Raw genomic sequence first — 23,403 nt, forward strand, 5'->3', positions numbered from 1 at the left:
CCTGCTCGCAATGGCGCCAGTGAGCACGCTGCCTTACTTGTCCTGGAACTCCGCCGCCCGCTTGGCCACGAACGCCGCCATGCCTTCTTTCTGATCCTGCGTCGCAAACGCCGCATGGAATACCCGGCGCTCAAAACGCACACCTTCAGACAGGCTGACCTCAAAGGCGCGGTTGACGCTTTCCTTGACCATCATGCTGATGGGCAACGACTTGGCGGCGATCAGCGCGGCGGTTTTCAGCGCCTCGTCCAGCAGCTCATCGGCCGGTACGATCCGCGCAACGATGCCGCAACGCTCGGCTTCCACCGCATCGATGAAGCGCCCGGTCAGGCACATTTCCATGGCCTTGGCCTTGCCCACCGCCCGGGTCAGGCGCTGGGTACCGCCCATGCCTGGCAGCACGCCGAGATTAATCTCCGGCTGGCCGAACTTGGCGTTGTCACCGGCCAGAATGAAGTCGCACATCAACGCCAGCTCGCAGCCACCGCCCAAGGCAAAACCGTTCACCGCCGCGATGATCGGCTTGCGGCGGTTGGCCACGCGGTCGCTGTCGCTGAACAGGTCGTCCAGGTAGATCTGTGGGTAGGTCAGCTCGGCCATTTCCTTGATGTCAGCACCGGCGGCAAAGGCTTTTTTCGAGCCGGTCAGCACGATGCAGCCAATCTTCGGATCAGCCTCCAGGCTGTCCAACGCCTGGTTCAGCTCGCTGACGATCTGCGCATTCAAGGCGTTCAATGCCTGGGGACGGTTGAGGGTGATCAGGCCGACGCGGTCCTTGATCTCCAATAAAATCGTTTCGTAGCTCATGTATAACTCCTGTTAAGCGCTGTATTTGGCTCGATGCCCTGTAGGAGCTGCCGAAGGCTGCGATCTTTTCCTGCCAGTTGAGTCTTGAACGAAAGAGCAAAATCAAAAGATCGCAGCCTGCGGCAGCTCCTACTCAAAGATTGCGCGAAATGACCATGCGCTGAATGTCGCTGGTGCCTTCGTAGATCTGGCAGACCCGCACGTCGCGGTAGATGCGTTCCAGCGGGAAGTCGTTGAGGTAACCGTACCCGCCCAGGGTTTGCAACGCCATGGAGCAGACTTTTTCAGCCATTTCCGAGGCAAACAGCTTGGCCATGGAGGCCTCCACCAGCGCCGGCTGGCCACTGTCTCGCAGGGCGGCGGCGTAGTGCACCATTTGCCGGGCCACGGCGATCTGGGTCGCCATGTCGGCCAGGCGGAACGCCACGGCCTGGTGCTCGATGATCGGTTTGCCGAAACTGGAGCGTTCCCGAGCATAGTCCCGAGCCGCCTCGAACGCGGCGCGGGCCATGCCCACCGCCTGCGCCGCGATGCCCACGCGCCCCCCTTCCAGGTTCGCCAGGGCGATTTTGTAGCCCTCGCCCTCCTCGCCCAGGCGATTGCCCACCGGCACCTTCACATCCTCGAAGAGGATCTGGCAGGTGTCGGAGGCGTGCTGGCCGAGTTTGTCTTCGACCCGGGCCACGCTGTAGCCCGGCGAATCGGTCGGCACGATGAACGCACTGATGCCACGCTTGCCGGCGCTCGGATCGGTCACCGCGAACACAATCACCACCCCGGCGTTCTGCCCGGACGTGATGAACTGCTTGCAGCCGTTGAGTACGTAATGATCACCTGCCAGCCGCGCCCGCGTCTTCAGGCTGCTGGCGTCTGAACCGGCCTGGGGTTCGGTCAGGGCGAACGCGCCGAGCATCGCACCACTGGCCAGGGGTGTGAGGAATTTTGCCTTCTGCTCATCGCTGCCGAACTTGAGGATCGGCACGCAGCCCACCGAGTTGTGCACGCTCATGATGGTCGAGCACGCACCGTCACCGGCGGCGACTTCCTCCAGAGTCATCGCATAGGCCAGGTAACCGGTTTCACAACCGCCCCACTGCTCCGGCACCAGCATGCCGAAGAAGCCCAGCTCGGCCATTTCATCGATGGCTTCCCGGGGGAATCGGTGTTCGCGGTCCCATTCGGCGGCGAACGGTTTCAAGCGTTCCTCGGCGAACTGCCGGGCCATGTCGCGGATTTGGGTCTGTTCTTCAGTCGCAAGCATGGTGATTCCTTAATACAGGCATTCGACAGCCATGGCCGTGGCTTCGCCGCCGCCGATGCAGATCGCCGCAACGCCGCGCTTCAAGCCTTTCTGGCGCAGGGCCGAGAGCAGGGTCACCAGAATCCGCGCGCCAGATGCGCCAATCGGGTGGCCCAGCGCGCAGGCCCCGCCGTGGACATTGACCTTGTCATGGGCGATTTCCAACTTGCCCATGGTCACCAGTCCCACCACGGCAAAGGCTTCGTTGACTTCGAACAGGTCGACTTGATCCAGCGACCAACCAGTTTTTTGCATCAGTTTCCTCACGGCGCCAATCGGGGCGGTGGGAAACAGGTTCGGGGCATCGGCAAACGCCGCGTGACCATGGATCACCGCCAGAGGCTTGAGGGCACGCTGGGTAGCCTGGCTCTGGCGCATCAGCACCAGCGCCGCGGCGCCATCGGAAATGGAGCTGGCGTTGGCTGCCGTTACCGTGCCGCCCGCGCGGAACGCCGGTTTGAGCGAAGCGATTTTGTCGATCCGGGCCTTGGGTGGCTGCTCGTCGTGGGACACCGTCACTGGCTCTTTGCCGACCATGACCTGCAACGGCACGATCTCGGCGTCGAAACTGCCATCCTTGATCGCCTGCTGGGCGCGGGTGGTGGACGCAATGGCGAATGCATCCTGGGCCTCGCGACTCAAGCCATTGGCCTCGGCGCAATCTTCGGCGAAAGTGCCCATCAGCCGACCGCTGTCGTAGGCGTCTTCCAGGCCGTCGAGGAACATGTGGTCAAGCACCCGGCCATGGCCCATTCGGTAACCGCTGCGGGCACGATCGAGCAGGTACGGTGCGTTGGACATGCTTTCCATGCCGCCGGCCACCACCACGTCGGCGCTGCCGGCGATGAGCATGTCATGGGCGAGGATCGCCGCTTCCATGCCCGAGCCACACATCTTGTTGAGCGTGGTGCAGCGGGTCGACTTGTCGAGGCCGGCGCCCAGCGCGGCTTGACGCGCCGGTGCCTGGCCCAGGCCGGCGGCGAGTACGCAACCGAACAACACTTCTTCAACCGCGCGGGGTGCGATGCCGGCACGCTCCACGGCGGCCTTGATGGCGGCAGCACCCAGCTGCGGGGCACTGAGGCTTTTCAGTTCACCCTGGAAACCACCCATGGGGGTGCGGACGGCGCTGACGATGACAATCGGGTCGTCGGACATCATGAATCCTCCTGATTATTTGGCTGCCATACGCAAGGCACCGTCGAGACGGATCACCTCACCGTTGAGCATGCTGTTCTCAATGATATGCCTGACCAGCGCCGCGTACTCGGAAGGTTTCCCAAGGCGTGGCGGAAACGGCACGCCGGAGGCCAGGGAATCGCGTACTTGCGGGGTCATGCCGGCCATCATCGGGGTCTCGAAAATCCCTGGCGCAATGGTCATCACCCGGATGCCGAAACGCGCCAGCTCACGGGCGGCCGGCAACGTCAGGCTGGCGATGGCGCCTTTGGAGGCTGCGTAAGCCGCTTGGCCGATCTGTCCATCGAAGGCCGCCACCGACGCCGTATTGATGATCACCCCGCGCTCGCCGTCGGCGTTGGCCTCCGTTTCGGCAATGGCAGCAGCCGCCAGGCGCAGCAGGTTAAAGCTGCCGATCAGGTTGACGTTGATCACCTGACTGAAGCTGGCCAGGGCGTGGGGACCGTTCTTGCCGAGGATCTTCTCGCCGCGCACGATACCGGCGCAGTTCACCAGGCCATTGAGGCCACCGAACGCATCGACCGTGGCCCTCACCGCCGCTTCAGCCGCTGTTTCGTTGCTGATGTCGGCCACCACGCTCTGGCAGCCCAGTTTTTGCGCCTGGGCGGCCACGGCGTCGGCGTTGAGGTCCACCAGCATCACCTTGGCACCGGCCTTGACCAGCATTTCGCCGGTGGCCGCGCCGAGGCCGGAAGCGCCGCCGCTGACGAGGAAAATCTTGTTGTCGATCTGCATCATGGTTTCCTTGGATTCAAGCTGAAACGTTCTGCGCCGCCGCCTCTTGGGCTTTGGCGATCTCCTGGTTGCGCAAGATAAAGCGCTGCAATTTGCCGCTCGGGGTTTTCGGCAAGTCGCTGACAAATTCGATTTCACGGGGATACGCATGGGCTGCCAGGCGCTTGCGCACGTGCAGGCGCAATTCTTCGGCCAACTGCGACGAGGCACGGAACTGCGCGCTGAGTACCACGAAGGCCTTCACCAACTCGGTGCGTTCCGGATCGGGCTTGCCGATCACCGCCGCTTCCACCACGGCCGGGTGTTCGATCAACGCGCTTTCCACGTCGAACGGACCGACCCGGTAGCCGGAGGTGGTGATCACGTCGTCGCTACGGCCCACGAAACTGATGCTGCCGTCCGGGTTCAGTTCCACGGTGTCGCCGCTCAAGTAGTAGTCACCGACGAAAGCCTTGGTCGGCCCGCCCTCGTAACCGGCGAACCAACACATGGGCGACTGGCTGCGGTCCAGCGCGAGAATGCCCGGCTGGCCTACGCCCAACTCGCGCTGATTTTCATCCAGCACCACAATCCGATGGCCCGGCGAGGCAAAACCGGCCGCGCCCAGGTGGACCGGATGTTCCAGCCCATGGTGGTTGCACAGCACCATGCCCAGTTCGGTCTGGCCATAATGGTCGTGGATCACCACGTTCAGGTTGTCGGCGAACCAACGGATCACCTCCGGGTTCAACGGCTCACCGGCGCTGCTGACGATGCGCAGCTTGCCCTTGATCGACCGGGCAAAGGGCTCGCCACCGGCAATCAACAGGCGATAGGCCGTGGGTGAGCCGGTCAGGTTGGTGATGCCATATTTGTTGATGACCCGGCAGGTGCTTTCCAGGGTGAACGGGCCATCGTAGAAGGTAATCGGATGCCCCATCGCCAGCGGCCCGGTCACGCCAAAATAGATGCCGTAGGCCCAGCCCGGGTCGGCGACGTTCCAGAAGGCGTCTTCAGGGCGCAGGTCTACCGCGTCACGGGTGTAGCTCTGGAACGCAACAATGGCCTTGAGCGGCACCGACAGCGCCTTGGCAGGCCCCGTGGTGCCGGAGGTGAACATCAGCAGGAACGGGTCTTCGCCGCTGAGCATCAGCGGTTCGCACTGGCTGGAGTGGTTCGCCACCTCGGCCCAGAAACTGTAGTCGCCGCGCACGATGCCCTGGCCCTTTTCGCCGCCGACCGTGACGATGGTGGGGCAAGCGGCGACTTCGTCGAGCTTGTGACGGTTGACCGCATCGGTGACGACCAAGCGCGCCCCCGAGCTGCCGAGGCGGTGCTCGATGGCCTTGGGCCCGAATGCGGTGAACAGCGGTTGATACACCGCCCCGATGCGCCAGGTGGCGAGTACCACAATCAGCAGTTCAGCGGTGCGCGGCAGCAGGCCGGCCACTTTGTCGCCCTTGCCGATGCCTTGGGCGCGCAGAAAATTGGCGAACCGCGCGGCGTTGTCCTGCAGGTCACGGTAAGTCCAGGTAGCTTCGCTGCCGTCACGACCCTCCCAGAACAAGGCGATACGCCCCGGCAACGCATGCCGGTCACAACACTCGACACAGGCATTGAGCGCCTCGAGTGAGCCATGCAGTGCGGCGTTGACAGTGTGCAGGTAATCGAACTGCGACGTGGCGGACGAATAATCGCGCATGACCAGCATCCCTCGGTGTTTTTTATTGGTTGGGGGGAACCGTGAATAGCAGGCAAATACTCGCGCCGAAGGGCGGTGGCGGCAATGGTCAAAGCTTTCAAGTTGCTTGACTGGTTTGGCCATGGTTTAGGAATGTGGTGTTCTTTCGGCCCTCATCGCGAGCAAGGGATTTGTGGTGGACTGCGATTGGGTGATCGTCCAAGCCTCTGTGGGCGCGAACGTGCTCGCCGCTACAAGGGCTGCTGCCAGGCAAACGAATACACCTTCTCCGGTGCCGGCGACTGGCAACGCTGGTTGTCCGCATCAGCCCCCACCAGGAACCACTCGGCCCTTGAGGTATTGCCTACCCGACGCGCTTTTTGCGGGTCATAACAACGGCCCAGGTCCTGAGCGGGCACCAGGGCGAAGGCCTGCGGATGGCTGCGCAGCCAAGTGACGGATTGTTCCAGGGCGTTGCCGTTATAAAAGCCGAAATGCACGATGGGTTGCTGCGCAAACAACCAGTGGCCCTCACGCCACCCCACAAGCACCAGCTCGGCATTTGAGGTCAGCCTCGCGACATCGTGCATAAGGGGTTCGTGGGGGTTGATGCCTTCCTTGTGGGGCTCGACGAAGCCGCGTACACACCAGGCACACAACCACAGTGCAGCCAATACATTGAAGAGCACCCTACCCCTCGGCCGCGCGCCAAACCAGCGGCGCAGCATCCACGGCACAAGCGGCGCCACCACTAGAATCAACGCGGGTAACGCAGGAAAGACATACAGCTTGCGCTTACCACTGCTCAGGCTAAAGAACAGCAACACCAGCAGTACCCAACCGAGCAGCACCAACACCCGAGCGTCGTGCTTGAGCAGTTGTTTACGCCAGGCCGGCACCAGCCAGGGGAGCATGAACACTATCGGCAGCCAGTACTTCGGAATCACCTGGACGAAGAAATACCAGAAGGGTTCGCGGTGTTCCCATGCGTTGGCATAACGCCCAGCGGTCTGCTTGAACAGGATTTGCTGGGCGTACGTCAGGCTGTCGGCACTGCCCTGCCAGACAATCATCAGCAAAGGCCCCAGCCATAACGCGATGGCGGCCAATGCTACGAGCAGCCCCAGCCACCAGCGTCCTGCCTGGCCAGGCATGGCCACCACCCCTTTCCAACCTTTGCGCAGCGCATAGGCGTAGGGAACCAGCAGCAACACCGGCAGAAACCCCACGCCTTTGCCGATGACCCCAAATCCCATCGCCGCACAAGCCAGGTAGTACCAACGCCAGGCCGGGCCGAGCAACACATGCCGGCACAGGCCATAGATTCCCAAGATGGTCCAGAGCGCAAGAAAACCGTCGATCTGCCCGGTGCGCAGGATGCTGTAGGTCTGGTAGGTAGCGAGAAACAAGAGCACCGCGATCACCCCCACGCGCCGTCCCCACAAGCGCCGGCCCAGGTCATACAGGCACGCAGTGGTTACGCCGCCTGCCAGCAGCGCGGGCAAGTACAGAGCGACTTTGGGCAGGTGGGTCAGTTGCACGAACAACGCCACTGTCCACATGAACAGCGGCGGTTTGTCGGCGTAGATTTCACCTGCACGATGGGGAATGAACCATGAGCCGTTCTGCAGCATCTCCAGGGCAACGCCAAGGAAGCGCTCCTCATCGACGTTCATCGGTTCGCGCCAGCCCAGGCCGGCACCCACCATGATCAAGGCCAATACCACAAACGCCAGGAGCTCGAGTCGCGAGGAAGATAGTCGTATCCGCACCGTCTCAGCCCTTTTTGGCCAGTTCGGGGTTTTCCTGCTCATGATGCTTGGCGATCAACTGCAAATTGCGCAGGTAAACGATAAGCCCGAAGGACTGGCCGACAATGAACACCGGGTCCTCGCGGTAAATGGCATAGGCCAACAACAGCGCGCTACCGATGATGCTCAGGTACCAGAAACCAACGGGAATCATGCTGCGCTTCTTGTATTCGCTGTACAGCCATTGCAGGGCAAAACGCCCGGTGAATGCCAATTGACCCGCGAAGCCAACGGCCAACCACAACGATTCTCTGCCCATTTCAAGCCTCGGTTTCTTGTGCGTTGACGTCCAGGCGGGTGCGTTTGATCAGCCACCACACCCCAAACAGATCGACAATGCCCACCAGCGCCCGGTCCAAGTTGCCGTAGTTGGACACCCCGGCCCCGCGCTCACGGTGATTCACCGGCTGAACCAGCATCCGGCCGTTTTGACGGCGGATCAGTGCCGGAATAAAACGGTGCATATGATCGAAATACGGCAGCCGCAGAAACGCCTCACGCTCGATCAATTTGATGCCGCAACCGGTATCGGGGGTCTGGTCCTTGAGCAGGCTGGCGCGCAGTTTATTGGCAAATCGCGAGGCCCAACGCTTGCTCGCCGTGTCCCGGCGATTGACCCGATGCCCCGCCACCAGCTTGACGCCCGCGGGTGTGCCTTCGGAGCCACGCACCAGGTCGAGCATTTTCGGCAGGTCGGCCGGGTCGTTCTGACCGTCACCATCCAGGGTTGCCAACCAATGCCCGCGTGCCACTTCAGCGGCGTGGTAGATCGAGGTGCTCTGTCCGAGGGAACGGGTGTGGCTGAGCAACCGCAACTGACGATAGCCGCTGACTTGCAGCGTTCGTAATTCAGCGGCGGTGGCATCGGTGCTGCCATCGTCGACCACGATGACCTCAAAAGCCTCGTCGACCAGTGCCGCACGCACCTCTTCGAGCAGTGGAATGAGGTTGCCTGCTTCGTTCTTTGCCGGAATCAGGACCGACACATAAGGGGGTTCGTGCATGACGCTCCAGTAAAAAGCTGAGGACTGAGGGGTTAAGCGCGGTAATAGTCGCGGTACCAATCGACAAACGACTGCACCCCGACGGGCACCGCAACCTGCGGGCGAAACCCTACGTGGGCTTCGAGCTCGCGCGTGTCCGCCCACGTGTCGACCACGTCGCCCGGTTGCAACGGCAAGAAATGCTTTATTGCGGGGATGCCCAGTGACTCTTCAAGGCATTCGACAAACTGCAGGAGCTTCACCGGGGCGCCGAATCCGATGTTGTAGACCTTGTTGCGCACGCCCGACTCATTGGCAGGCGGCAGTGGTAATAACCGCATCAGCCCTTCGACGATGTCGTCGATATAGGTGAAGTCCCGCGACATCGCACCATCGTTGTAGAGGTCGATGGCGCGACCGTTGAGGATGGCGTCGGTGAATTTGAACGGCGCCATGTCGGGCCGTCCCCAAGGTCCATAGACAGTAAAAAAACGCAGGCCGGTGGTGGGAATACCGTAGAGATGCGAGTAAGCGTGGGCCATCAGTTCATTGGCGCGCTTGGTCGCCGCATAAAGGGACACCGGCTGATCCACCGGGTCGGTCGTGGCGTATGGCAACTGGTCGTTCAAGCCATACACCGAGCTGCTCGAGGCGAACACCAGGTGCGCCGGCCGGTGGGCACGGCACGCTTCCAACACGTTGAGAAAGCCCATCAGGTTGCTTTGCGCATACAGGTCGGGATTATCGATGGAATAGCGCACGCCGGCTTGGGCCGCCAGGTGGACGACTTGCTCGAATGGGTTTTGTGCAAACAGGTCCAGCAGCGCCTGCTTGTCGGCCACGTCCAGCCGCAGAAAGCGGAAGTTGCGGTATTCGGCCAGCAACGCCAGTCGCGCCTGCTTCAGCTCGACGCTGTAGTAGCTGTTGAGGTTGTCGATGCCGATGACCTGATGGCCCTCGCGGCACAGCCGCCTGGCCGTATGAAAACCGATAAACCCTGCGGCGCCGGTGACCAATACGCTCATACGCTGCCCAAAACGGTCACGTGCATACATTACCCTGATGGATGGCCCGGTTTTTCCGGGGCCTGCACAGGCTTGTATCAAAGAAAAATGACGGTTTTATGAGCGTGCCAGTCAGCTAAGCGAAATCCCTGTTCGGCGCTGCCCGGCAACCGGTCAGTTGATGTCGTTGAGAATCAGGCTGCGATAATGCCCCGGGTTGGACCCGGACCATTTGCGAAACGCCTTGTAGAAGGAGCTGGCATCGGCAAAGCCCAGGCGCGAGGCGATTTCGACGAAACTGATGGAGGGCTCGGCCAGCCAAGTGATTGCCAGATCCTTGCGCACGCTGTCCTTGAGGCCTTGGTAGGTCTGGCCCTCCTCCGCCAGGCGTCGGCGCAAGGTGGACGCGGACACGCACAACTGCTGGGCCAGGGTCTCGGTTTCCGGCCACTGTTCGGCAGGCAGCTGTCGCAGGTCGTGCCGGATACGGCTGGCCAGGCTTTGCCGATTGCGGTATTTGACCAGGATGTTGGCCGGGGCCTGGGCCAGGAAGCGCTTGAGCTCATCAGCGTTGCGCCTGATCGGCAGGTCGAGGCATTCAGCTGCGAAAATCATTCGGGTGCGCGGCCGGTCAAAGCGCAGGTTCTGGGAGAACATCACCCGATAGTCGTCGCAGAAATCCGGCGCCGGGCAGCGCAGGTCGACGGAAAGAATGGGAATGCGCCGTCCGACCAGCCAGCAGGCCACGCCATGCACGATCATCCAGTAGGTGAAATAGGTAAAGGCCCGACGCGGGTGCTGATCGTCTTCCAGCAGCACGATCTCCGCCAAGCTTTGCTGGCGCACCCACTGTGCCGGCAGGTGTTCGAGCATCAGCGACAGAAACCCCAGCCCCGCCGTCAAGCCGCTCGCCAGCGTGGGCTGGGCCATGGCGCACTGGCAGAGAAACGCCAAGCTGCCGGATTTGAGCTTACGCGGGTCCATGCCAAAAAACTCGTCATCCAGGCGTCGGGCGAGCAAACGCCAAAGCCGCGCATAGGCATGGGCCGGGACCCGCGCCTGGGCGTCGTCGAGCAACGCTGGGTCTATGCCGACCTTGCTCAGGACCTCATCGGTAGCCGCTCCGGGGGCGCAGCTTTGCAGCAGCGCCTCACGTACCAACTGAATGGAGATGGTGTCTTTTTTCGACATGGCGCGGTTGTTCACAGGATCCGGTAAAGCAGCCGTTCTATCCGCACCCGGCTGACCCGTTTCAGGAACCTGGCCACCGCCTCGGGGTAATCCGCCAGGGTTTCCAGGTCCAGGTACCGTTCGATCCGGCGGGTGTGGCGGTAGATCTGTTCAAGCTCGGCCTGGCGCGGCGCCAGCAACTCGCCCTTGGGGTCGTCCAGCAGCAGCGCGTTTTCCAGGTCCAGGCGAAAGGCCCGCGGGTTGAGGTTATTACCGGTCAGCAAGGTGTAGCGCTCGTCGACCCACATGCCCTTGAGGTGATAGGTGTTCTCCCCGTCACGCCACAGGTGCAGGTTCAATTGGCCGCTGTCGATAGCACGCTGATGGCGTTTGGCGAAGCGCCGCAGACTGATTTCGTAGAGGTATGGCAGCGCCGCGATGATCTTGAACGGCTCGCTTGGCGGAATGTAGAAGTCGTTGGCGGTTTTGTCGCCGACGATGATGTCGATCTTGACCCCGCGGGCCAGGGCGCGATTGAGCTCCCGGGTCACCGTCAGGGGCAGGTTGAAATACGGTGTGCAAATGGTCAGTTGCTGGCGACTGCTGGCGATCAGTTCACCGATCACCCGGCTCAGCGGATTCTTCTTGCCAACGCCCAGCAACGGGCTTACCGACAGGCCGCTCTTGTCGAGGCTGCCAACGCTGGTGTCATAGGTCGCGTACTTGAGGCGACTGCGCAAGTCGCCGATGTCCTTGCGCAAACTGCGGGTGCTGGGCAGGTTCGGCAGGTCCAGGCGATGCACGGCCCTGGAGGTGACCAGGCCGTGCTGCACCAGATGGTGCATCGAATCGGCCAGTGCCGTGTTCTGCAGCAGGTGATAGCGGTCGTAGCGGTATTTGTCGAACTTGTGCAGGTAGACGTTATTCAGGCTGGCGCCGCTGTAGAGCACACAGTCGTCAATCACGAAGCCTTTCAAGTGCAGCACGCCAAACAGCTCGCGGGTTTGCACCGGCACGCCGTAGATCGGCACTTCGCTGACATGGGTGCGAGTCTGCTCCTGGTACCACGCCGAGTTGCCCGGCTGCTTCTTGGCGCCGATCAGCCCGCGTTGGGCCCGCAGCCAGTCCACCACCACGACCACATCCAGTTCCGGACGCGCGGCCTTGGCGGCATGCAGGGCATCGAGGATTTCCTGGCCGGCCTCGTCCTGTTGCAGGTACAGCGCGACGATGTAGATGCGCTGGGTGGCCTGGGCGATTTTCTCCAGCAGGCAACGGCGGAATTGGGCAGCGCCATCGAGGATGGTCACCGCGTCGGCGGTCAGTGCAAAGCTGCGCAGCTTGGGCAGCAGGGAGCGTTTGAAAAGCGACGGCATAGGGCTCGCAAAAAGGTCGATTCCGAAGAACGGATGAGCTTACACCATGGATGGGTTTGGGTCTTCCCGTCCTCAAGAAAAAAGACTTGACCAAGGAGAACGATCATTCTACTTTCATTCCATGAACGAAATTACAGGAAATGAAACACGAGATATCATCCTCGATGTCGCCGAAAAGTTGATCTATAAAAGTGGCATCGCCGCCACCGGCATGGACCTTCTGGTGAAAACCGCCGGTGTTTCCAGGAAAAGTGTCTATCGCTACTTCGCCAACAAGGACGACCTGATCGTGGCCGCCCTCAGGCGACGGGACGAACGCTGGATGCACTGGTTCAGCACTGAAGTGGACAAGGCGCCGACCCCGACTGCAAGGCTGCTCAACCTGTTCACCGTGCTCAAGGACTGGTTCGACAGCGAAGGTTTCCGCGGCTGCGCGTTCATCAATACCAGTGGCGAAACCGGCGATCCACAGGATCCGGTCCGCCAGGTGGCGAAGCTGCACAAGCAGAAGCTGCTCGATTACCTGACCCGGCTGTGCGTCGAACAAGGTGTCCAGAACCCGGACGCACTGGCCCGCCAGCTCCTGATTCTGATTGACGGCGCCATTACCGTGGCGCTGGTCATGGGCGACCACAGCGCGGCTGACCACGCCCGGGACCTGCTGAAAAAACTGCTACACGCCTGACCCGTTGAACCCTTGTGCCACCTGTCAACTCACTGGAGATCTGCCATGTCTGCCTCTTCCGAAGTTCGTCCGCCGTTGCCACCGTTCACTCGGGACTCGGCGATCGAGAAAGTTCGCCAGGCCGAAGACGGCTGGAACACTCGTGACCCACAAAAAGTATCCCTGGCCTACACGCAGGATACTCAATGGCGTAACCGCGCCGAATTCGCCCATAACCGTGAGGAAGCCAAGGCGTTCCTGACCCGCAAATGGGCCAAGGAGCTGGATTATCGGCTGATCAAGGAGCTCTGGGCCTTCACCGATAACCGCATCGCCGTGCGCTACGCCTACGAATGGCACGACGACTCGGGCAACTGGTTCCGCTCCTACGGCAACGAAAACTGGGAGTTCGACGAGCAAGGCCTGATGTACAAACGCTATGCCTGCATCAACGACATGCCGATCAAGGAAAGCGAGCGCAAGTTCCGCTGGCCGCTGGGCCGCCGGCCGGACGATCATCCGGGGTTGTCTGAGTTGGGGTTGTAACGCTCTAACAGGCCGGCGGGCGCTTGCTCGCGATGGCGGTGGCAAATCCGACAAAGGTGCAAGCTGACTCACCACTGTCGCGAGCAAGCGCCCACAGCAGCGCCAGACAAGCGGCCCCTCCAACAGGCTTGACCCACATGCCGCCAGGCATCACATTGCCTGGGCCGGCGATAAGCTCGCTGTTTCGTTGTGCAGCAGATTTTTGTGGAGCCCATGACCGCGTCGATCCCGATCCGTCCCCCCTGCCCGCCCGGCGTCTGCGATTGTGGCCGTGATGCCTTGCTGCAAGCGCCTGGTAGCGACCTGCGCATCCTTGGCCTGAATCGCCAGGAAGAAAAGCGTCTGCTTGAACGCCTGGAGAACATCCAGAGCCTCGACGAACTCCAGCGCCTGCAGCAACGCCTGTACGAAAACCTGGGGATCCGCCTGAGCGTCGAACCTGGCTACAACGAAGTGCGGACCATGCGCGGCATCGCCATTGAATTCCAGGATCAGCCCGGCCTGTGCCGCAAGATTCGCCAGTCGATTCCCGCCGCCATCCGCCGTGGTCTGGAAAAACGCCCCGAGATTGCCTGGCGGCTGCTCGATGCCCACGATCTGTTTCGCGACATCTGAACCCAGACGGCTCCTTCCCTGGAGCGGCGCATTGGCCTAGAAATCCACCGTCGCGGAAATCAGGTAGGTGCGCGGGGTCGACAGCGTCAATCCGGCCCCACTGTCATCCGACGCCCCGGCCGAACTCCAGTAGCGCTTGTCTGCCACGTTTTCGATGTTGGCCCGCAGGGTAATGTGCTTTTCGTCGACCTTGAACGCGTAGCGGGCGCCCACGTCGAAACGTTCCCAGGAATCGATTTGCTTGGTGTTGGACTGGTCCAGGTACTGCGAGCTGGAGTAGATGCCACGGCTGGTCAGGGTCAGGCCCTGTACCGTCGGCACGTCCCATTCGGCGCCGAGGTTGACGTTGTACTTCGGCGTGGCCGGTGCGCGGTTGCCGTCAAAGGCGCCGTTGGTGGTTTGGGTCAGTTCGCTGTCGATGTACATCACGCCGCCGAGCAAACGGGTTCCCTTCAGCGGTTCGCCAAACACACTCAACTCCACGCCGGTGTTTTCTCGCTTGCCGTTCGGGCCGAAGACACGTGTCGTCGCGTTGGTCGCATAGGCCGGCTGCTTGATCCGGAACAGCGCAGCGGTGACGGCGAACGGACCAGCATCATACTTGCCCCCCACCTCGACCTGCCGGCTGATGAACGGCGGGAAAATCTCATCCTCGTTCACCGACGTCGACGGCGCGATCTTGCCCTGGCTCAGGCCTTCCATGTAGTTGGCATACAGCGACAGCTTGTCCGTGGCCTTGAACAGAATGCCGCCCGATGGCGAAACCTTTTCCTCATCGTAGGCGGTGTCGCCCTTGACGTTATTCGTCCAGTCGTCAACCTTCACCCGCTGCCAGCGGGCGCCGAGGGTCAGCAGCAAGCGATCATCGAACAGCCCCAGGGTGTCGGACAACGCCACGCCACTGAAGCGGTTCTCGGTGTAGACCTTGTTGTCCTGTCGTGTCGGGTTGTTCGGCGTCGGGGTCTGCACCGGGTCATACAGGTTGCTGCGACCGTTGGCGTAACGGGCGCCGCCATTTTCGAAGTCCATGTAGAAGTAGCTGGCGGCCAGGTTGACCTCATGGCTCACCGGGCCGGTATGGAACCAGTTGCGCACCCCGGCCGTGGCCGTCCGGACATTTTCGTCGCGGGTAAAGTCACGGGGCTGGACGGTGAAGTCACCGGCGTCGTTGGTGACCGAAACGTTGTGCCGAAGGAAGTCATGGTCGCTTTTGCGCGCGCCTACACCGCCATACAGCATGACGGAATCGTTGACGTCGAATTCAGCGTTCACGGTGCCGAAGGTGTCCTTGGTGCGCGCCTTGCTCCAGGACTGGGCGTAGTTGTCACGCACATCACCGGCGTGAGGAACCTGTGCATTGGCGCCCACCAGCACGCGTTCCTGGGGCGCGTCGGTGTTACGCTCGGTACGGCCAATGTCCGTCGAGAGCCGCAGGCGTTCACCGCGAAAATCCAGGCCCAGGACCGCCATCTCGCGGTCCACGCTCTGGTGATCCCATTCGGTGTCCCCCGCCTGCTTCACACCATTGAAGCGAATACCAAACTTGTCCTCTTCACCAAAGCGCCGCCCGACATCCACGGCACCGCCAAGCTGGTTGTTGGAGGCATAGCTGCCGGTGAACGAGGTGATGGGCTTGTCGGTGGCACGCTTGGGCACCATGTTGATCCCGCCGCCTACGCTGCCCCGCGGCGAGATACCGTTGATGAGCTGGCTCGGCCCCTTAACGATATCGATGCGCTCGGCCATCTCCATGTCGATCGTGTACGTCGGCAAAATGCCGTAGAGGCCGTTGTAGGCGACATCGCTGTTGAACAGGCTGAAACCCCGAATGGTGAACTGCTCAAAGCGTCCGCCCGCCGGGTTGGTGGCGCGGACCGAGGGGTCGCTGGCGATCAGGTCAGCCAGGGTGCGAGCCTGCTGGTTCTTGACCGCCGCGCTGGTGTAGGTGGTCACGCTGAACGGCGTTTCCATGAAGTCCCGCGTGCCCAGCAAACCTTGCGAACCACGACGAGCAACCTGGCCACCGGCATACGCCGGGCTGTCCGTCGAAGCCGTGGCGCCGACAATCGAGGTGGGTGCCAGTTGCAGGCTGCCGCCTTCTGGCGCCGGCATCAGGATGTAGGCCTGCTCACCCACAGGCTGTAACTGCAGGCCAGAACCGCGCAACAGCCGGGCAAAACCCTCCTCGACCCCAAACTCACCCGAAAGCCCGGCGCTGTTGCGACCATTCACCAGGGTCGGATCCACCGACAAGTTGACACCCGCCAGCCCGGCAAACCGGGTCAACGCCGCGCTGAGGTCGCCCGCCGGCACCTGATAGCTGCGCCGGGTGGGTTCTTCGGCCAGGCTCGATGAGATAAAGAAGGGGCTGGCGCTCAGGCTCAACATGAGGCTCAGGTTCAACAGCGGACGCCAGCCAACAAAGGCCGGACGCAAACGCAAAGGTGCAACTGCGGACATTGGAAAGCACTCTCATTTTTGTTCAGTTGCCTTGAATGACAAGCGAGACAAAAAAAGGGGACAGGCCTCAGGCCATATTTTTGCGAAGCGTCAACGTGACCCAATAGCGAGTGCGCATGTGCACGTCCAGCGGCAGGCTGGCTGCAAGCAGCGTGAGAATTCGGTCGGTGTTGTCCAGGCGGAAGCTGCCGGTGATTCGCAGGGGTTCCAGGGTTTCGTCCCAGCGCAACACGCCAGGGCGATAGCGGCGAAGTTCCCGCAGGAAATGCCCCAGCGGCTGGTGCTGCGCAACCAATACGCCGTCACGCCAACCCAGCTGCGCCACGTCGAACGCCTTCACTGGCCCCGCGCCTGATTCCTGGATATTGACCTGCTGGCCCGCTTCCAAGCTCAGCAATGGCCCCCGCAGAGGTTGCAGTTGCGCCGAGCCGCTGACCACCGACACCCGGCAATCGCCCTCGCCCAGGTGCAGGCAGACCTCGCCACGAGTGATGGTGATGAGCCCATAGGGTGATTGAACGGACAGCGGCGCGTTTCCGGCGAGCTTGAGAGCCATCTCGCCGCGTACCAGCACCAGGCGCCGCGCCTTGAGGTCCAGGTCGACGGCGCTGTCGGTGTTCAGTTGCAGCGCACTGCCATCGACCAGCGACCAGCGCCGTTGCTCGCCCGTGGCGGTGTGCAAGTCAGCGCGCCAGGCCTCCAGCGGCAGCTCTCGCCCCAGCAGCCAAGCGGTCGGGACCAATGCGGCGACGCCCAATGCGCGCTTGAGCACCGCGCGCCGAGCCAGCATTGGACGGTCAAGGGTTGCCATGCCCAAGGCCGCGGGCACCCCGGCAAAACGCTGGCGCAATCGCTGGGCCTTCTGCCAGGCCGCCTCGTGATGGGCGCTGCTGTCGCGCCAGCGTTGCAGGGCCGCCGAGTCGAATGCATCCCCGTCGAACTCCATCAGGGTCAACCAGCGAGCCGCTGCCCGCGCCGCTTCGCGGGCTTCGGGTGAAGGGGCCGAGCGCATCAGAAGTCCACCAACAGGCAATGCTCATAGGCCTGGGCCATGTAGCGTTTTACAGTGCGTTCGGACACGTGCAAGCGCTCGGCGATCTCGCGATAACCCAAGCCCTCAAGCTGACTCCAGAGAAAAACCCGCCGCACCAGGGGCGCCAGGCCATCGAGCAATTCGTCCAAGGCTTGCAAGGTTTCCAGCAGCAGCCAGCGTTGTTCTGGCGACGGCGCGCAGGCTTCAGGCAGGCTCGCCAGGGCGTCGAGATACGCTTGCTCCAGATTGCGCCGGGTGTAGAAATTGCTCAGCAGGCGTTTGCCAACGGTCAGCAGATAAGCCCGGGGTTCTTGCAGGTCAGCCAAGGTCTGGGAACTGGAAAGCACCCGCAGGAAGGTATCCTGGCGCAGGTCCGCCGCATCCCAGGCATTGCCCATGCGCCGCCGCAGCCAGCCTTCCAGCCAGCTACCGTGGTCACGGTATAACGCATGGAGGGAATGCTCCGTCGGTGTCGCTGCATCACACATGTCCAGAGCCTGCGCAAAGTCTTAAATGAGACTGATTCTAATTAATGTTCGCGCGTTAATCCAAGCTCTTTATGCAAAGTGTGTCTAAACACGGGGATGGAATTGATAGAGGCCTCTGTGGGAGCGAGCTTGTTCGCGATGGCGGTGCGTCAGAAACATGGATGCTGACGGATACTTCGCTATCGCGAGCAAGCTCCCACAGGCAGGTCTTTTGCGACCAGTGCTATCAGTGACTGGCGTGCAAGGTTTTCGCCGCCTCAGGCATGGCCGATGAGTGATGGTTGATGATCTTCCACTGGCCATCGAGGCGCTCATAGAGGAAGGTGTAGCGCGCCTGGACCTCGCGCTTGGAACCGTCGGCCTGGGTGAGCGTGAAGGTATAGACACCACTGTCCATCGCCGCATCGGGGCCCAGATGGCGGATCTCCCGGTAGTTGATTTGCCCGACTGGTTGACCGGCCAGGAAGTGCTCGAAGTAATCCTGGATCTGCGCCGGTGTGTTGCGCACCTTGTTGGAAACAGTCGGTTGCAAAATCGCATCCGGGGCGTAGAGGCCAGTCACGGCGGTGGCGCTACCGGTTTGCAGCGCGGCGTTCCAGCGGTCGAACAGCGCCGCGATCTCGCGATCATTCACATTCTTGGGCTGCTCGGCCACCGTGCGGTACACGTAGGGCGTAGCCTCAAGCGCCTGGACAAGCGGCGCGGCCAGCAGGAATAAAGCAGCAATGGCGCAGGTTTTCATTTTCATCAAAGCGTTCCTTTGGGTTTCAATGACCCCACTTTGCCGGCCCTCCCTGCCTTCGCCATCGGCCAACCGGTGCCAATCGCCTATGCCGTTCGGCAGATAGGCCCGGTGCCGGTGACACGTTCTAATGGCGCCACCGCGAACCGGACCGGTCCTCTTCCACGCTGGAGTTCCCCATGCAAAGCCCACCCCATGACCCCGGCAGTGCCCTGGCCATCCGCAGCCAATATCGCCAGTCGCAAAGTCGTGCCGCACGCTTGGGCCTGCTGCTGGGCACCGGCCATGAACTGACGCAGTTGCCCCTGTCGGCCATGCGCCAGCGCGCGCTGCAACGGGCGTGCGCGTTCATGGCCATGGACCATGGCCTGTTGCTGGAGTGGGCGCCGGACCACCCGTTGCGCACCCTCGCCAGCCACGGCAGCGCGGAACGACTCGACCTGCTCGCCAACCTGGCCCAGCCACAAACGCCCGGCCCACAGTGGCTGGAATCGCCCGGCAGCGCCCTGCCCCAGGTCTTGCGGGTGCCGTTGCGTGCCTCCGACGGCGTAGAATTCGGGGCTTTGTTGCTGGGCAACAGCGTGACCCTCGGCGCGCCTGACAACGAAGACATCGAATCACTGCAATTGCTCGCGACGCTGTTGGCGGCACACCTGGAGAACAGCCGATTGCTCGAAGCAATCCAGGCCCGCGAGCGGACCATGTCCGAGCTGGTCCACCGCTTGTTCAGCGCCCAGGAAGACGAACGCAAGCGCGTCGCCTATGACCTGCACGACGGCCTGGCGCAGAATCTCGCCGGTTTGCATCAGCGCTTGCAGGGCTTCGCCGGTCGCTGTCCGTCGCTGCCGCTTGCACTGGCGAACGAGTTGCAAAGCATCCTCGACCTGGCCCAAGGCTGCGTCGGCGAAGGTCGGCAACTGATCGGTGGCCTGCGCCCCCACGTACTGGATGATTTCGGCCTGTACAAAGCCGTCGACAAGGAAGCCGATCGCCTGCGCGACGCGGGTCTGACGGTGAACTGGGTCGAACACAGCACCGCGCGCCTGCCGGGCAATACCGAGACCGCCCTGTTTCGCATTGCTCAGGAAGGCATCAACAACATTCTCAAGCACGCCCAGGCCAGCCACGTGCACTTGGGGTTGACGGTGGAAGACGGCCAAGCTTGCCTGCGAGTGGAGGACGATGGCCGTGGCTTTGCCCTGGAACAACCCATAGAAACCAACGGCTGCCGCCATCTGGGGCTGGCCGCCATGCAGGAGCGCGCCAACTTGCTGGACGGCCACTTGAGCTGTTGCAGCCAGCCCGGCGACGGCACCCGACTACTGGCCAGCGTGCCGCTACTGGCCCACGGAGAACACCCATGAAGCCACCTTTGCGCCTGCTGCTGGCCGATGACCACGAAGTCACCCGTACCGGGTTTATCAGCATGCTCGCTGGCAACCCGGGATTCGAGGTCGTCGGCCAGGCCCGCGACGGCCAGGAAGCCCTCGACCTGTGTGAGCGGCTACAACCGGACATCGCGATTCTCGACATCCGCATGCCCGTCCTCAACGGTTTGGGCGCGGCGCGGATCTTGCAGCAGCGCCAGCCCGGAATCAAAGTCGTGATCTTCACCATGGATGACAGCCCCGACCACCTCGAAGCAGCCATCGGTGCGGGCGCGGTCGGCTATCTGCTCAAGGACGCCAGCCGCGATGAAATGCTCGACGCCCTCAAACGGGTCGCCCAGGGCGAAGAGGCGCTGAACAGTTCGGTCAGTGCGCGCCTGCTGCGCCGCATGGCCGAGCGCGGAGCGAATGGCGCTCCCCAGGTCCAGGCCCTGACCGCCCGAGAGCGCCAGGTGCTGGGGCTGGTGGCGGGCGGTTTCAGCAACCGTGAAATCGGCGAAAAACTGGGCATCGCGCCCGGCACGGCCAAGGCCCACGTGGAGCGTGTCATCGGCAAACTGGGGGCCGCCGACCGGACCCAGGCCGCCGTGCGCGGCATTGCCCTGGGCCTGGTGGCGCAACCCGTCGGGCAATGGCCATGAGGTTTCTCGCCGCCCGCCGCTGGGCCGACTTGCCATTGCGTGGCAAGGCTCTGGTGGTGATCTCCCTGCCCCTGGTGGTCCTCCTACTGTCGCTGGTGCTGATCTATATCACCGAACGCCAGACCGCGCGGGCCGAAGAGGATGTGCGCCGGGTGCTGCTGGTCCAGGGTGATATTCAGACAGTTCATACCCTGTTGGCCGAGGCGGCGGCCAGCGTGCGCGGTTACCTGCTGACCCGTCGCGAAGATTTCCTGCCCAGCTACGAACAGGCCACGCCGCTGATCCAGGCCGCGTTGCGGCGCCTGGACCACAACATTCGCGACACCAGGATGCGCGAGCACCTCAAGACCATCACCCCGCTGATCGCCGACAAACTCGACGGCTTGCTCGCGCTGCGCAACGGCAAGGGCGACGACCCCGAGGCCATCACCGCGATCCTGATCGAGAACAAACAGGTGCTGGACGTACTGCGCGAGCAGATCAGCGCCATGCGTATACGCGAAGATGCTCTGCTCGCCGACCGTAGCGCCGCCGCCTCAGCCACGCGCATGCGCCTGTTGTTCGCCACCTTGCTGGCGGCGGTGTGCGGGCTGCTGGGCGCCATTGTCGCGGTGCTGTTCCTGTCGAAGGGCATCGTCGCCCGGGTCCAGCAGGTGCAAGGCAACGCCCAGCGCCTGGCATTGGGTCAACCCTTGCTGCCGCAACCGCCGGAGCAGGACGAAATTGGCCAGCTCGGCACACGCCTGGTGGAGGCCGGACAGTTGCTCGCCGAACGCGAGCGGGCCCTGCGCGATAACGAGGAGCGCCTGCGGCTGATCATCGATGGCGTGAAGGACTACGGGATCTTCGCGCTAGATGCCCGAGGCTACGTCACCACCTGGAACGCCGGCGCGGAACGGATCAAGGGCTACACCGAGCAGGAAATCCTCGGCCACCATTTTTCCCTGTTCTACCTGGCCGAGGAGTGCCCGGCGCACCCGGACATGGCCCTGCGCGAAGCCACCCGCGACGGTCATTACATGGAGGAAGGCTGGCGTTGCCGAAAGGACGGCAGCCGTTTCTGGGCCAGCGTGGTGATCACTGCGCAATACGATGGCACCGGTGCGCTGCGCGGCTTTTCCAAGATCACCCGCGACATCACCGACCGCCGCGCTGCCGAGATCGCCCTGCGCACTGCCCGCGAAGAAGCCGAAAGTGCCAGCCGGGCCAAGAGCGAGTTTCTTTCGCGCATGAGCCACGAACTGCGCACCCCATTGAACGCGATCCTCGGTTTCGCTCAATTGCTGGACATGGACTCCACCGCCGGCCAACGCCCCCAGGTCAGCCATATCCTGCGGGCCGGCCAGCACTTGCTGGCATTGATCAACGAGGTGCTGGACATTGCCCGGATCGAGGCCGGGCGCCTGCCGCTGAACATCGAACCGATCGCCCTGTCGACGGTGCTGCACGAAGCCCTGACCTTGGTTTCACCGATGGCCGCCGACGCCGGGATCCACTTGGCCGAACTGCCTGCGCTGCCCGACGACAGTGGCGTGCTCGCGGACCGCCAGCGCCTGGTTCAGGTGCTGCTCAACCTGCTGTCCAACGCCATCAAGTACAACCGCCCCGGCGGTGAGGTGCGCATCGAAGTCAGCATCCAGGCCCATCAGGTGAGCATCGCCGTCAACGACACCGGCCATGGCATCGCCCCGGAACAGCTGGACCAACTGTTCAAGCCCTTCGAACGCCTGGGTGCCGATCCCCAGGTCGAAGGCACCGGCCTGGGGTTGTCCTTGAGCAAGAGCCTGCTGGAAATGATGCAAGGTAACCTGCAGGTCCACAGTGAGCCGGGACACGGCTGCTGTTTCACCCTGCAGCTGCCTGGCACCCAGGTGGTGGGGGCTCATTTGCCGCCCATCGCCGCCCTGGCGGTGACACGTTCGCCTGTGGAGTATCACGGCAAAGTCCTGTGCATCGAAGACAACCTGTCGAGCCTGGCGCTGATCGAAACCCTGATGCAACGCCGTCCTGGCATCCAGTTGTTGTCGAGCATGCAAGGCCAGATGGGCCTGGACCTCGCTCGCCAGCACACCCCGCAACTGATCCTGCTGGACGTCAGCCTGCCGGACCTCGAAGGCCTGGAGGTCTTGCGGCGTCTGCGTCAGTCCCCGACCACCGCGACCACGCCTGTGCTGATGATCACCGCCGACGCCAGCGACCTGACCCACCGCGCCCTGCACGACGCCGGTGCCACGGCGATCCTGACCAAACCTATTCATATCCAGGCCTTCCTGGGCCACCTCGAGCACTATCTACCGGAGCCCGCATGAATCGCGACTTGCGCATTCTGATCGTCGACGATCAGCGCCCCAACCTGGACCTGATGGAACAACTGCTGGCCCGCGAAGGGTTGCACAACGTGCTGAGCAGCACCGAACCGTTGCGCACGCTCGATCTGTTCAACAGCTTCGAACCGGATTTGGTTATCCTCGATCTGCACATGCCGGCGTTCGACGGCTTTGCCGTGCTGGAGCAACTCAACCGGCGCATTCCGGCCAACGATTACCTGCCGATCCTGGTACTGACCGCCGACGCGACCCGTGACACCCGCCTGCGGGCCCTGGCCCTCGGCGCCCGGGATTTCATCAGCAAACCCCTGGACGCCCTGGAGACCATGCTGCGCATCTGGAACCTGCTGGAAACCCGGGCGCTCTATAAAGCGTTGCGCGAGTTGATTCCGTCCCAGCAGATCGAACTGTTGCGCCAGCACCGCCCCGCCGTCGGCCCCGCTTGACCCGGGG

Annotated in this window: 22 protein-coding genes; 7 read left to right on the forward strand and 15 right to left on the reverse strand. The window is 62.6% G+C overall.

The genetic code is table 11. From position 1 onward, the window contains the following. Window positions 1-33: 33 nt before the first annotated feature. The 11 genes from AACY42_RS11560 to pssA form a co-directional block, all read right to left on the reverse strand. Complete coding sequence (locus AACY42_RS11560; RefSeq protein WP_339479407.1) at window positions 34-807, reverse strand: enoyl-CoA hydratase; 774 nt, start codon at window positions 805-807, stop codon at window positions 34-36. Between the two features lie 133 nt (window positions 808-940). Then, complete coding sequence (locus AACY42_RS11565; RefSeq protein ID WP_339479408.1) at window positions 941-2,068, reverse strand: acyl-CoA dehydrogenase; 1,128 nt, start codon at window positions 2,066-2,068, stop codon at window positions 941-943. Between the two features lie 9 nt (window positions 2,069-2,077). After that, on the reverse strand, window positions 2,078-3,265 hold the full coding sequence (locus AACY42_RS11570; RefSeq protein ID WP_339479409.1) for an acetyl-CoA C-acyltransferase: 1,188 nt from the start codon (window positions 3,263-3,265) through the stop codon (window positions 2,078-2,080). Window positions 3,266-3,280: 15 nt separating this feature from the next. Beyond that, window positions 3,281-4,042, reverse strand: a complete 762-nt coding sequence (locus tag AACY42_RS11575) for an SDR family NAD(P)-dependent oxidoreductase (protein ID WP_339479410.1) — start codon at window positions 4,040-4,042, stop codon at window positions 3,281-3,283. Between the two features lie 16 nt (window positions 4,043-4,058). Further along, on the reverse strand, window positions 4,059-5,723 hold the full coding sequence (locus AACY42_RS11580; protein ID WP_339479411.1) for an AMP-binding protein: 1,665 nt from the start codon (window positions 5,721-5,723) through the stop codon (window positions 4,059-4,061). A 230-nt stretch (window positions 5,724-5,953) separates the two neighbouring features. After that, window positions 5,954-7,411: an ArnT family glycosyltransferase gene (locus tag AACY42_RS11585; protein ID WP_339479454.1), complete on the reverse strand. Its 1,458-nt coding sequence runs from the start codon at window positions 7,409-7,411 to the stop codon at window positions 5,954-5,956. A 67-nt stretch (window positions 7,412-7,478) separates the two neighbouring features. Beyond that, window positions 7,479-7,772: a lipid-A-disaccharide synthase N-terminal domain-containing protein gene (locus tag AACY42_RS11590; protein WP_339479412.1), complete on the reverse strand. Its 294-nt coding sequence runs from the start codon at window positions 7,770-7,772 to the stop codon at window positions 7,479-7,481. Window position 7,773: 1 nt separating this feature from the next. Then, the gene (locus AACY42_RS11595; protein ID WP_339479413.1) at window positions 7,774-8,517 is read right to left on the reverse strand and encodes a glycosyltransferase family 2 protein; all 744 of its coding nucleotides are present in this window, start codon (window positions 8,515-8,517) and stop codon (window positions 7,774-7,776) included. Window positions 8,518-8,549: 32 nt separating this feature from the next. After that, the gene (locus tag AACY42_RS11600; protein ID WP_339479414.1) at window positions 8,550-9,521 is read right to left on the reverse strand and encodes an NAD-dependent epimerase; all 972 of its coding nucleotides are present in this window, start codon (window positions 9,519-9,521) and stop codon (window positions 8,550-8,552) included. 153 nt (window positions 9,522-9,674) lie between these two features. Beyond that, window positions 9,675-10,691: an AraC family transcriptional regulator gene (locus tag AACY42_RS11605; protein WP_339479415.1), complete on the reverse strand. Its 1,017-nt coding sequence runs from the start codon at window positions 10,689-10,691 to the stop codon at window positions 9,675-9,677. Window positions 10,692-10,702: 11 nt separating this feature from the next. Further along, complete coding sequence (gene pssA, locus AACY42_RS11610) at window positions 10,703-12,046, reverse strand: CDP-diacylglycerol--serine O-phosphatidyltransferase (protein WP_339479416.1); 1,344 nt, start codon at window positions 12,044-12,046, stop codon at window positions 10,703-10,705. 121 nt (window positions 12,047-12,167) lie between these two features. On the opposite strand from pssA, the gene AACY42_RS11615 reads away from it, so the two are divergent. From AACY42_RS11615 to AACY42_RS11625, 3 genes are all read left to right on the forward strand, one after another. Further along, on the forward strand, window positions 12,168-12,731 hold the full coding sequence (locus AACY42_RS11615; RefSeq protein ID WP_339479417.1) for a TetR/AcrR family transcriptional regulator: 564 nt from the start codon (window positions 12,168-12,170) through the stop codon (window positions 12,729-12,731). 45 nt (window positions 12,732-12,776) lie between these two features. Further along, entirely contained in the window at window positions 12,777-13,256 is a 480-nt protein-coding gene (locus AACY42_RS11620; protein ID WP_339479418.1) for a nuclear transport factor 2 family protein, read from the forward strand. A 213-nt stretch (window positions 13,257-13,469) separates the two neighbouring features. Next, the gene (locus AACY42_RS11625; protein WP_339479419.1) at window positions 13,470-13,871 is read left to right on the forward strand and encodes a hypothetical protein; all 402 of its coding nucleotides are present in this window, start codon (window positions 13,470-13,472) and stop codon (window positions 13,869-13,871) included. A gap of 36 nt (window positions 13,872-13,907) precedes the next feature. On the opposite strand, the gene AACY42_RS11630 is transcribed toward AACY42_RS11625, so the two are convergent. The 4 genes from AACY42_RS11630 to AACY42_RS11645 all read right to left on the reverse strand — a co-directional run bounded on the left by AACY42_RS11630 (window position 13,908) and on the right by AACY42_RS11645 (window position 18,600). Beyond that, entirely contained in the window at window positions 13,908-16,331 is a 2,424-nt protein-coding gene (locus AACY42_RS11630; protein WP_339479420.1) for a TonB-dependent receptor, read from the reverse strand. A 67-nt stretch (window positions 16,332-16,398) separates the two neighbouring features. Beyond that, on the reverse strand, window positions 16,399-17,343 hold the full coding sequence (locus AACY42_RS11635) for a FecR domain-containing protein (protein WP_339479421.1): 945 nt from the start codon (window positions 17,341-17,343) through the stop codon (window positions 16,399-16,401). Further along, complete coding sequence (locus tag AACY42_RS11640; RefSeq protein ID WP_339479422.1) at window positions 17,343-17,852, reverse strand: sigma-70 family RNA polymerase sigma factor; 510 nt, start codon at window positions 17,850-17,852, stop codon at window positions 17,343-17,345. The genes AACY42_RS11635 and AACY42_RS11640 overlap by 1 nt, the downstream gene beginning before the upstream one ends. Window positions 17,853-18,078: 226 nt before the next feature. Next, complete coding sequence (locus AACY42_RS11645) at window positions 18,079-18,600, reverse strand: SgcJ/EcaC family oxidoreductase (protein ID WP_339479423.1); 522 nt, start codon at window positions 18,598-18,600, stop codon at window positions 18,079-18,081. Window positions 18,601-18,773: 173 nt separating this feature from the next. Between AACY42_RS11645 and AACY42_RS11650 the strand changes: the two genes are divergently transcribed. From AACY42_RS11650 to AACY42_RS11665, 4 genes are read left to right on the forward strand one after another with little or no spacing between them, the layout of a single operon-like run. Further along, window positions 18,774-19,958, forward strand: a complete 1,185-nt coding sequence (locus AACY42_RS11650) for a sensor histidine kinase (RefSeq protein ID WP_339479424.1) — start codon at window positions 18,774-18,776, stop codon at window positions 19,956-19,958. After that, window positions 19,955-20,623 (forward strand): response regulator transcription factor, encoded by a 669-nt coding sequence (locus AACY42_RS11655; protein WP_339479425.1) that lies wholly within the window; start codon window positions 19,955-19,957, stop codon window positions 20,621-20,623. Before AACY42_RS11650 ends, AACY42_RS11655 begins: the two co-directional genes overlap by 4 nt. Beyond that, window positions 20,620-22,932, forward strand: coding sequence for an ATP-binding protein (locus AACY42_RS11660; protein ID WP_339479427.1), 2,313 nt, complete (start codon window positions 20,620-20,622; stop codon window positions 22,930-22,932). Before AACY42_RS11655 ends, AACY42_RS11660 begins: the two co-directional genes overlap by 4 nt. Beyond that, entirely contained in the window at window positions 22,929-23,396 is a 468-nt protein-coding gene (locus AACY42_RS11665; RefSeq protein WP_339479428.1) for a response regulator, read from the forward strand. Before AACY42_RS11660 ends, AACY42_RS11665 begins: the two co-directional genes overlap by 4 nt. Window positions 23,397-23,403: the final 7 nt, after the last annotated feature.

This window comes from Pseudomonas sp. RL_5y_Pfl2_73 (genome assembly GCF_963970515.1).
GTDB lineage: Bacteria > Pseudomonadota > Gammaproteobacteria > Pseudomonadales > Pseudomonadaceae > Aquipseudomonas.

Coding starts and splice junctions, on each gene's coding strand:
- AACY42_RS11580 (WP_339479411.1), bottom strand. CDS start 5,723: ATGCGCGATTATTCGTCCGCCACGTCGCAGTTCGATTACCTGCACACT.
- AACY42_RS11615 (WP_339479417.1), top strand. CDS start 12,168: ATGAACGAAATTACAGGAAATGAAACACGAGATATCATCCTCGATGTC.
- AACY42_RS11565 (WP_339479408.1), bottom strand. CDS start 2,068: ATGCTTGCGACTGAAGAACAGACCCAAATCCGCGACATGGCCCGGCAG.
- AACY42_RS11650 (WP_339479424.1), top strand. CDS start 18,774: ATGCAAAGCCCACCCCATGACCCCGGCAGTGCCCTGGCCATCCGCAGC.
- AACY42_RS11590 (WP_339479412.1), bottom strand. CDS start 7,772: ATGGGCAGAGAATCGTTGTGGTTGGCCGTTGGCTTCGCGGGTCAATTG.
- AACY42_RS11635 (WP_339479421.1), bottom strand. CDS start 17,343: ATGCGCTCGGCCCCTTCACCCGAAGCCCGCGAAGCGGCGCGGGCAGCG.
- AACY42_RS11645 (WP_339479423.1), bottom strand. CDS start 18,600: ATGAAAATGAAAACCTGCGCCATTGCTGCTTTATTCCTGCTGGCCGCG.
- AACY42_RS11630 (WP_339479420.1), bottom strand. CDS start 16,331: ATGTCCGCAGTTGCACCTTTGCGTTTGCGTCCGGCCTTTGTTGGCTGG.
- AACY42_RS11665 (WP_339479428.1), top strand. CDS start 22,929: ATGAATCGCGACTTGCGCATTCTGATCGTCGACGATCAGCGCCCCAAC.
- pssA (WP_339479416.1), bottom strand. CDS start 12,046: ATGCCGTCGCTTTTCAAACGCTCCCTGCTGCCCAAGCTGCGCAGCTTT.
- AACY42_RS11605 (WP_339479415.1), bottom strand. CDS start 10,691: ATGTCGAAAAAAGACACCATCTCCATTCAGTTGGTACGTGAGGCGCTG.
- AACY42_RS11570 (WP_339479409.1), bottom strand. CDS start 3,265: ATGTCCGACGACCCGATTGTCATCGTCAGCGCCGTCCGCACCCCCATG.
- AACY42_RS11595 (WP_339479413.1), bottom strand. CDS start 8,517: ATGCACGAACCCCCTTATGTGTCGGTCCTGATTCCGGCAAAGAACGAA.
- AACY42_RS11660 (WP_339479427.1), top strand. CDS start 20,620: ATGAGGTTTCTCGCCGCCCGCCGCTGGGCCGACTTGCCATTGCGTGGC.
- AACY42_RS11640 (WP_339479422.1), bottom strand. CDS start 17,852: ATGTGTGATGCAGCGACACCGACGGAGCATTCCCTCCATGCGTTATAC.
- AACY42_RS11655 (WP_339479425.1), top strand. CDS start 19,955: ATGAAGCCACCTTTGCGCCTGCTGCTGGCCGATGACCACGAAGTCACC.
- AACY42_RS11585 (WP_339479454.1), bottom strand. CDS start 7,411: ATGGTGGGTGCCGGCCTGGGCTGGCGCGAACCGATGAACGTCGATGAG.
- AACY42_RS11575 (WP_339479410.1), bottom strand. CDS start 4,042: ATGCAGATCGACAACAAGATTTTCCTCGTCAGCGGCGGCGCTTCCGGC.
- AACY42_RS11625 (WP_339479419.1), top strand. CDS start 13,470: ATGACCGCGTCGATCCCGATCCGTCCCCCCTGCCCGCCCGGCGTCTGC.
- AACY42_RS11600 (WP_339479414.1), bottom strand. CDS start 9,521: ATGAGCGTATTGGTCACCGGCGCCGCAGGGTTTATCGGTTTTCATACG.
- AACY42_RS11560 (WP_339479407.1), bottom strand. CDS start 807: ATGAGCTACGAAACGATTTTATTGGAGATCAAGGACCGCGTCGGCCTG.
- AACY42_RS11620 (WP_339479418.1), top strand. CDS start 12,777: ATGTCTGCCTCTTCCGAAGTTCGTCCGCCGTTGCCACCGTTCACTCGG.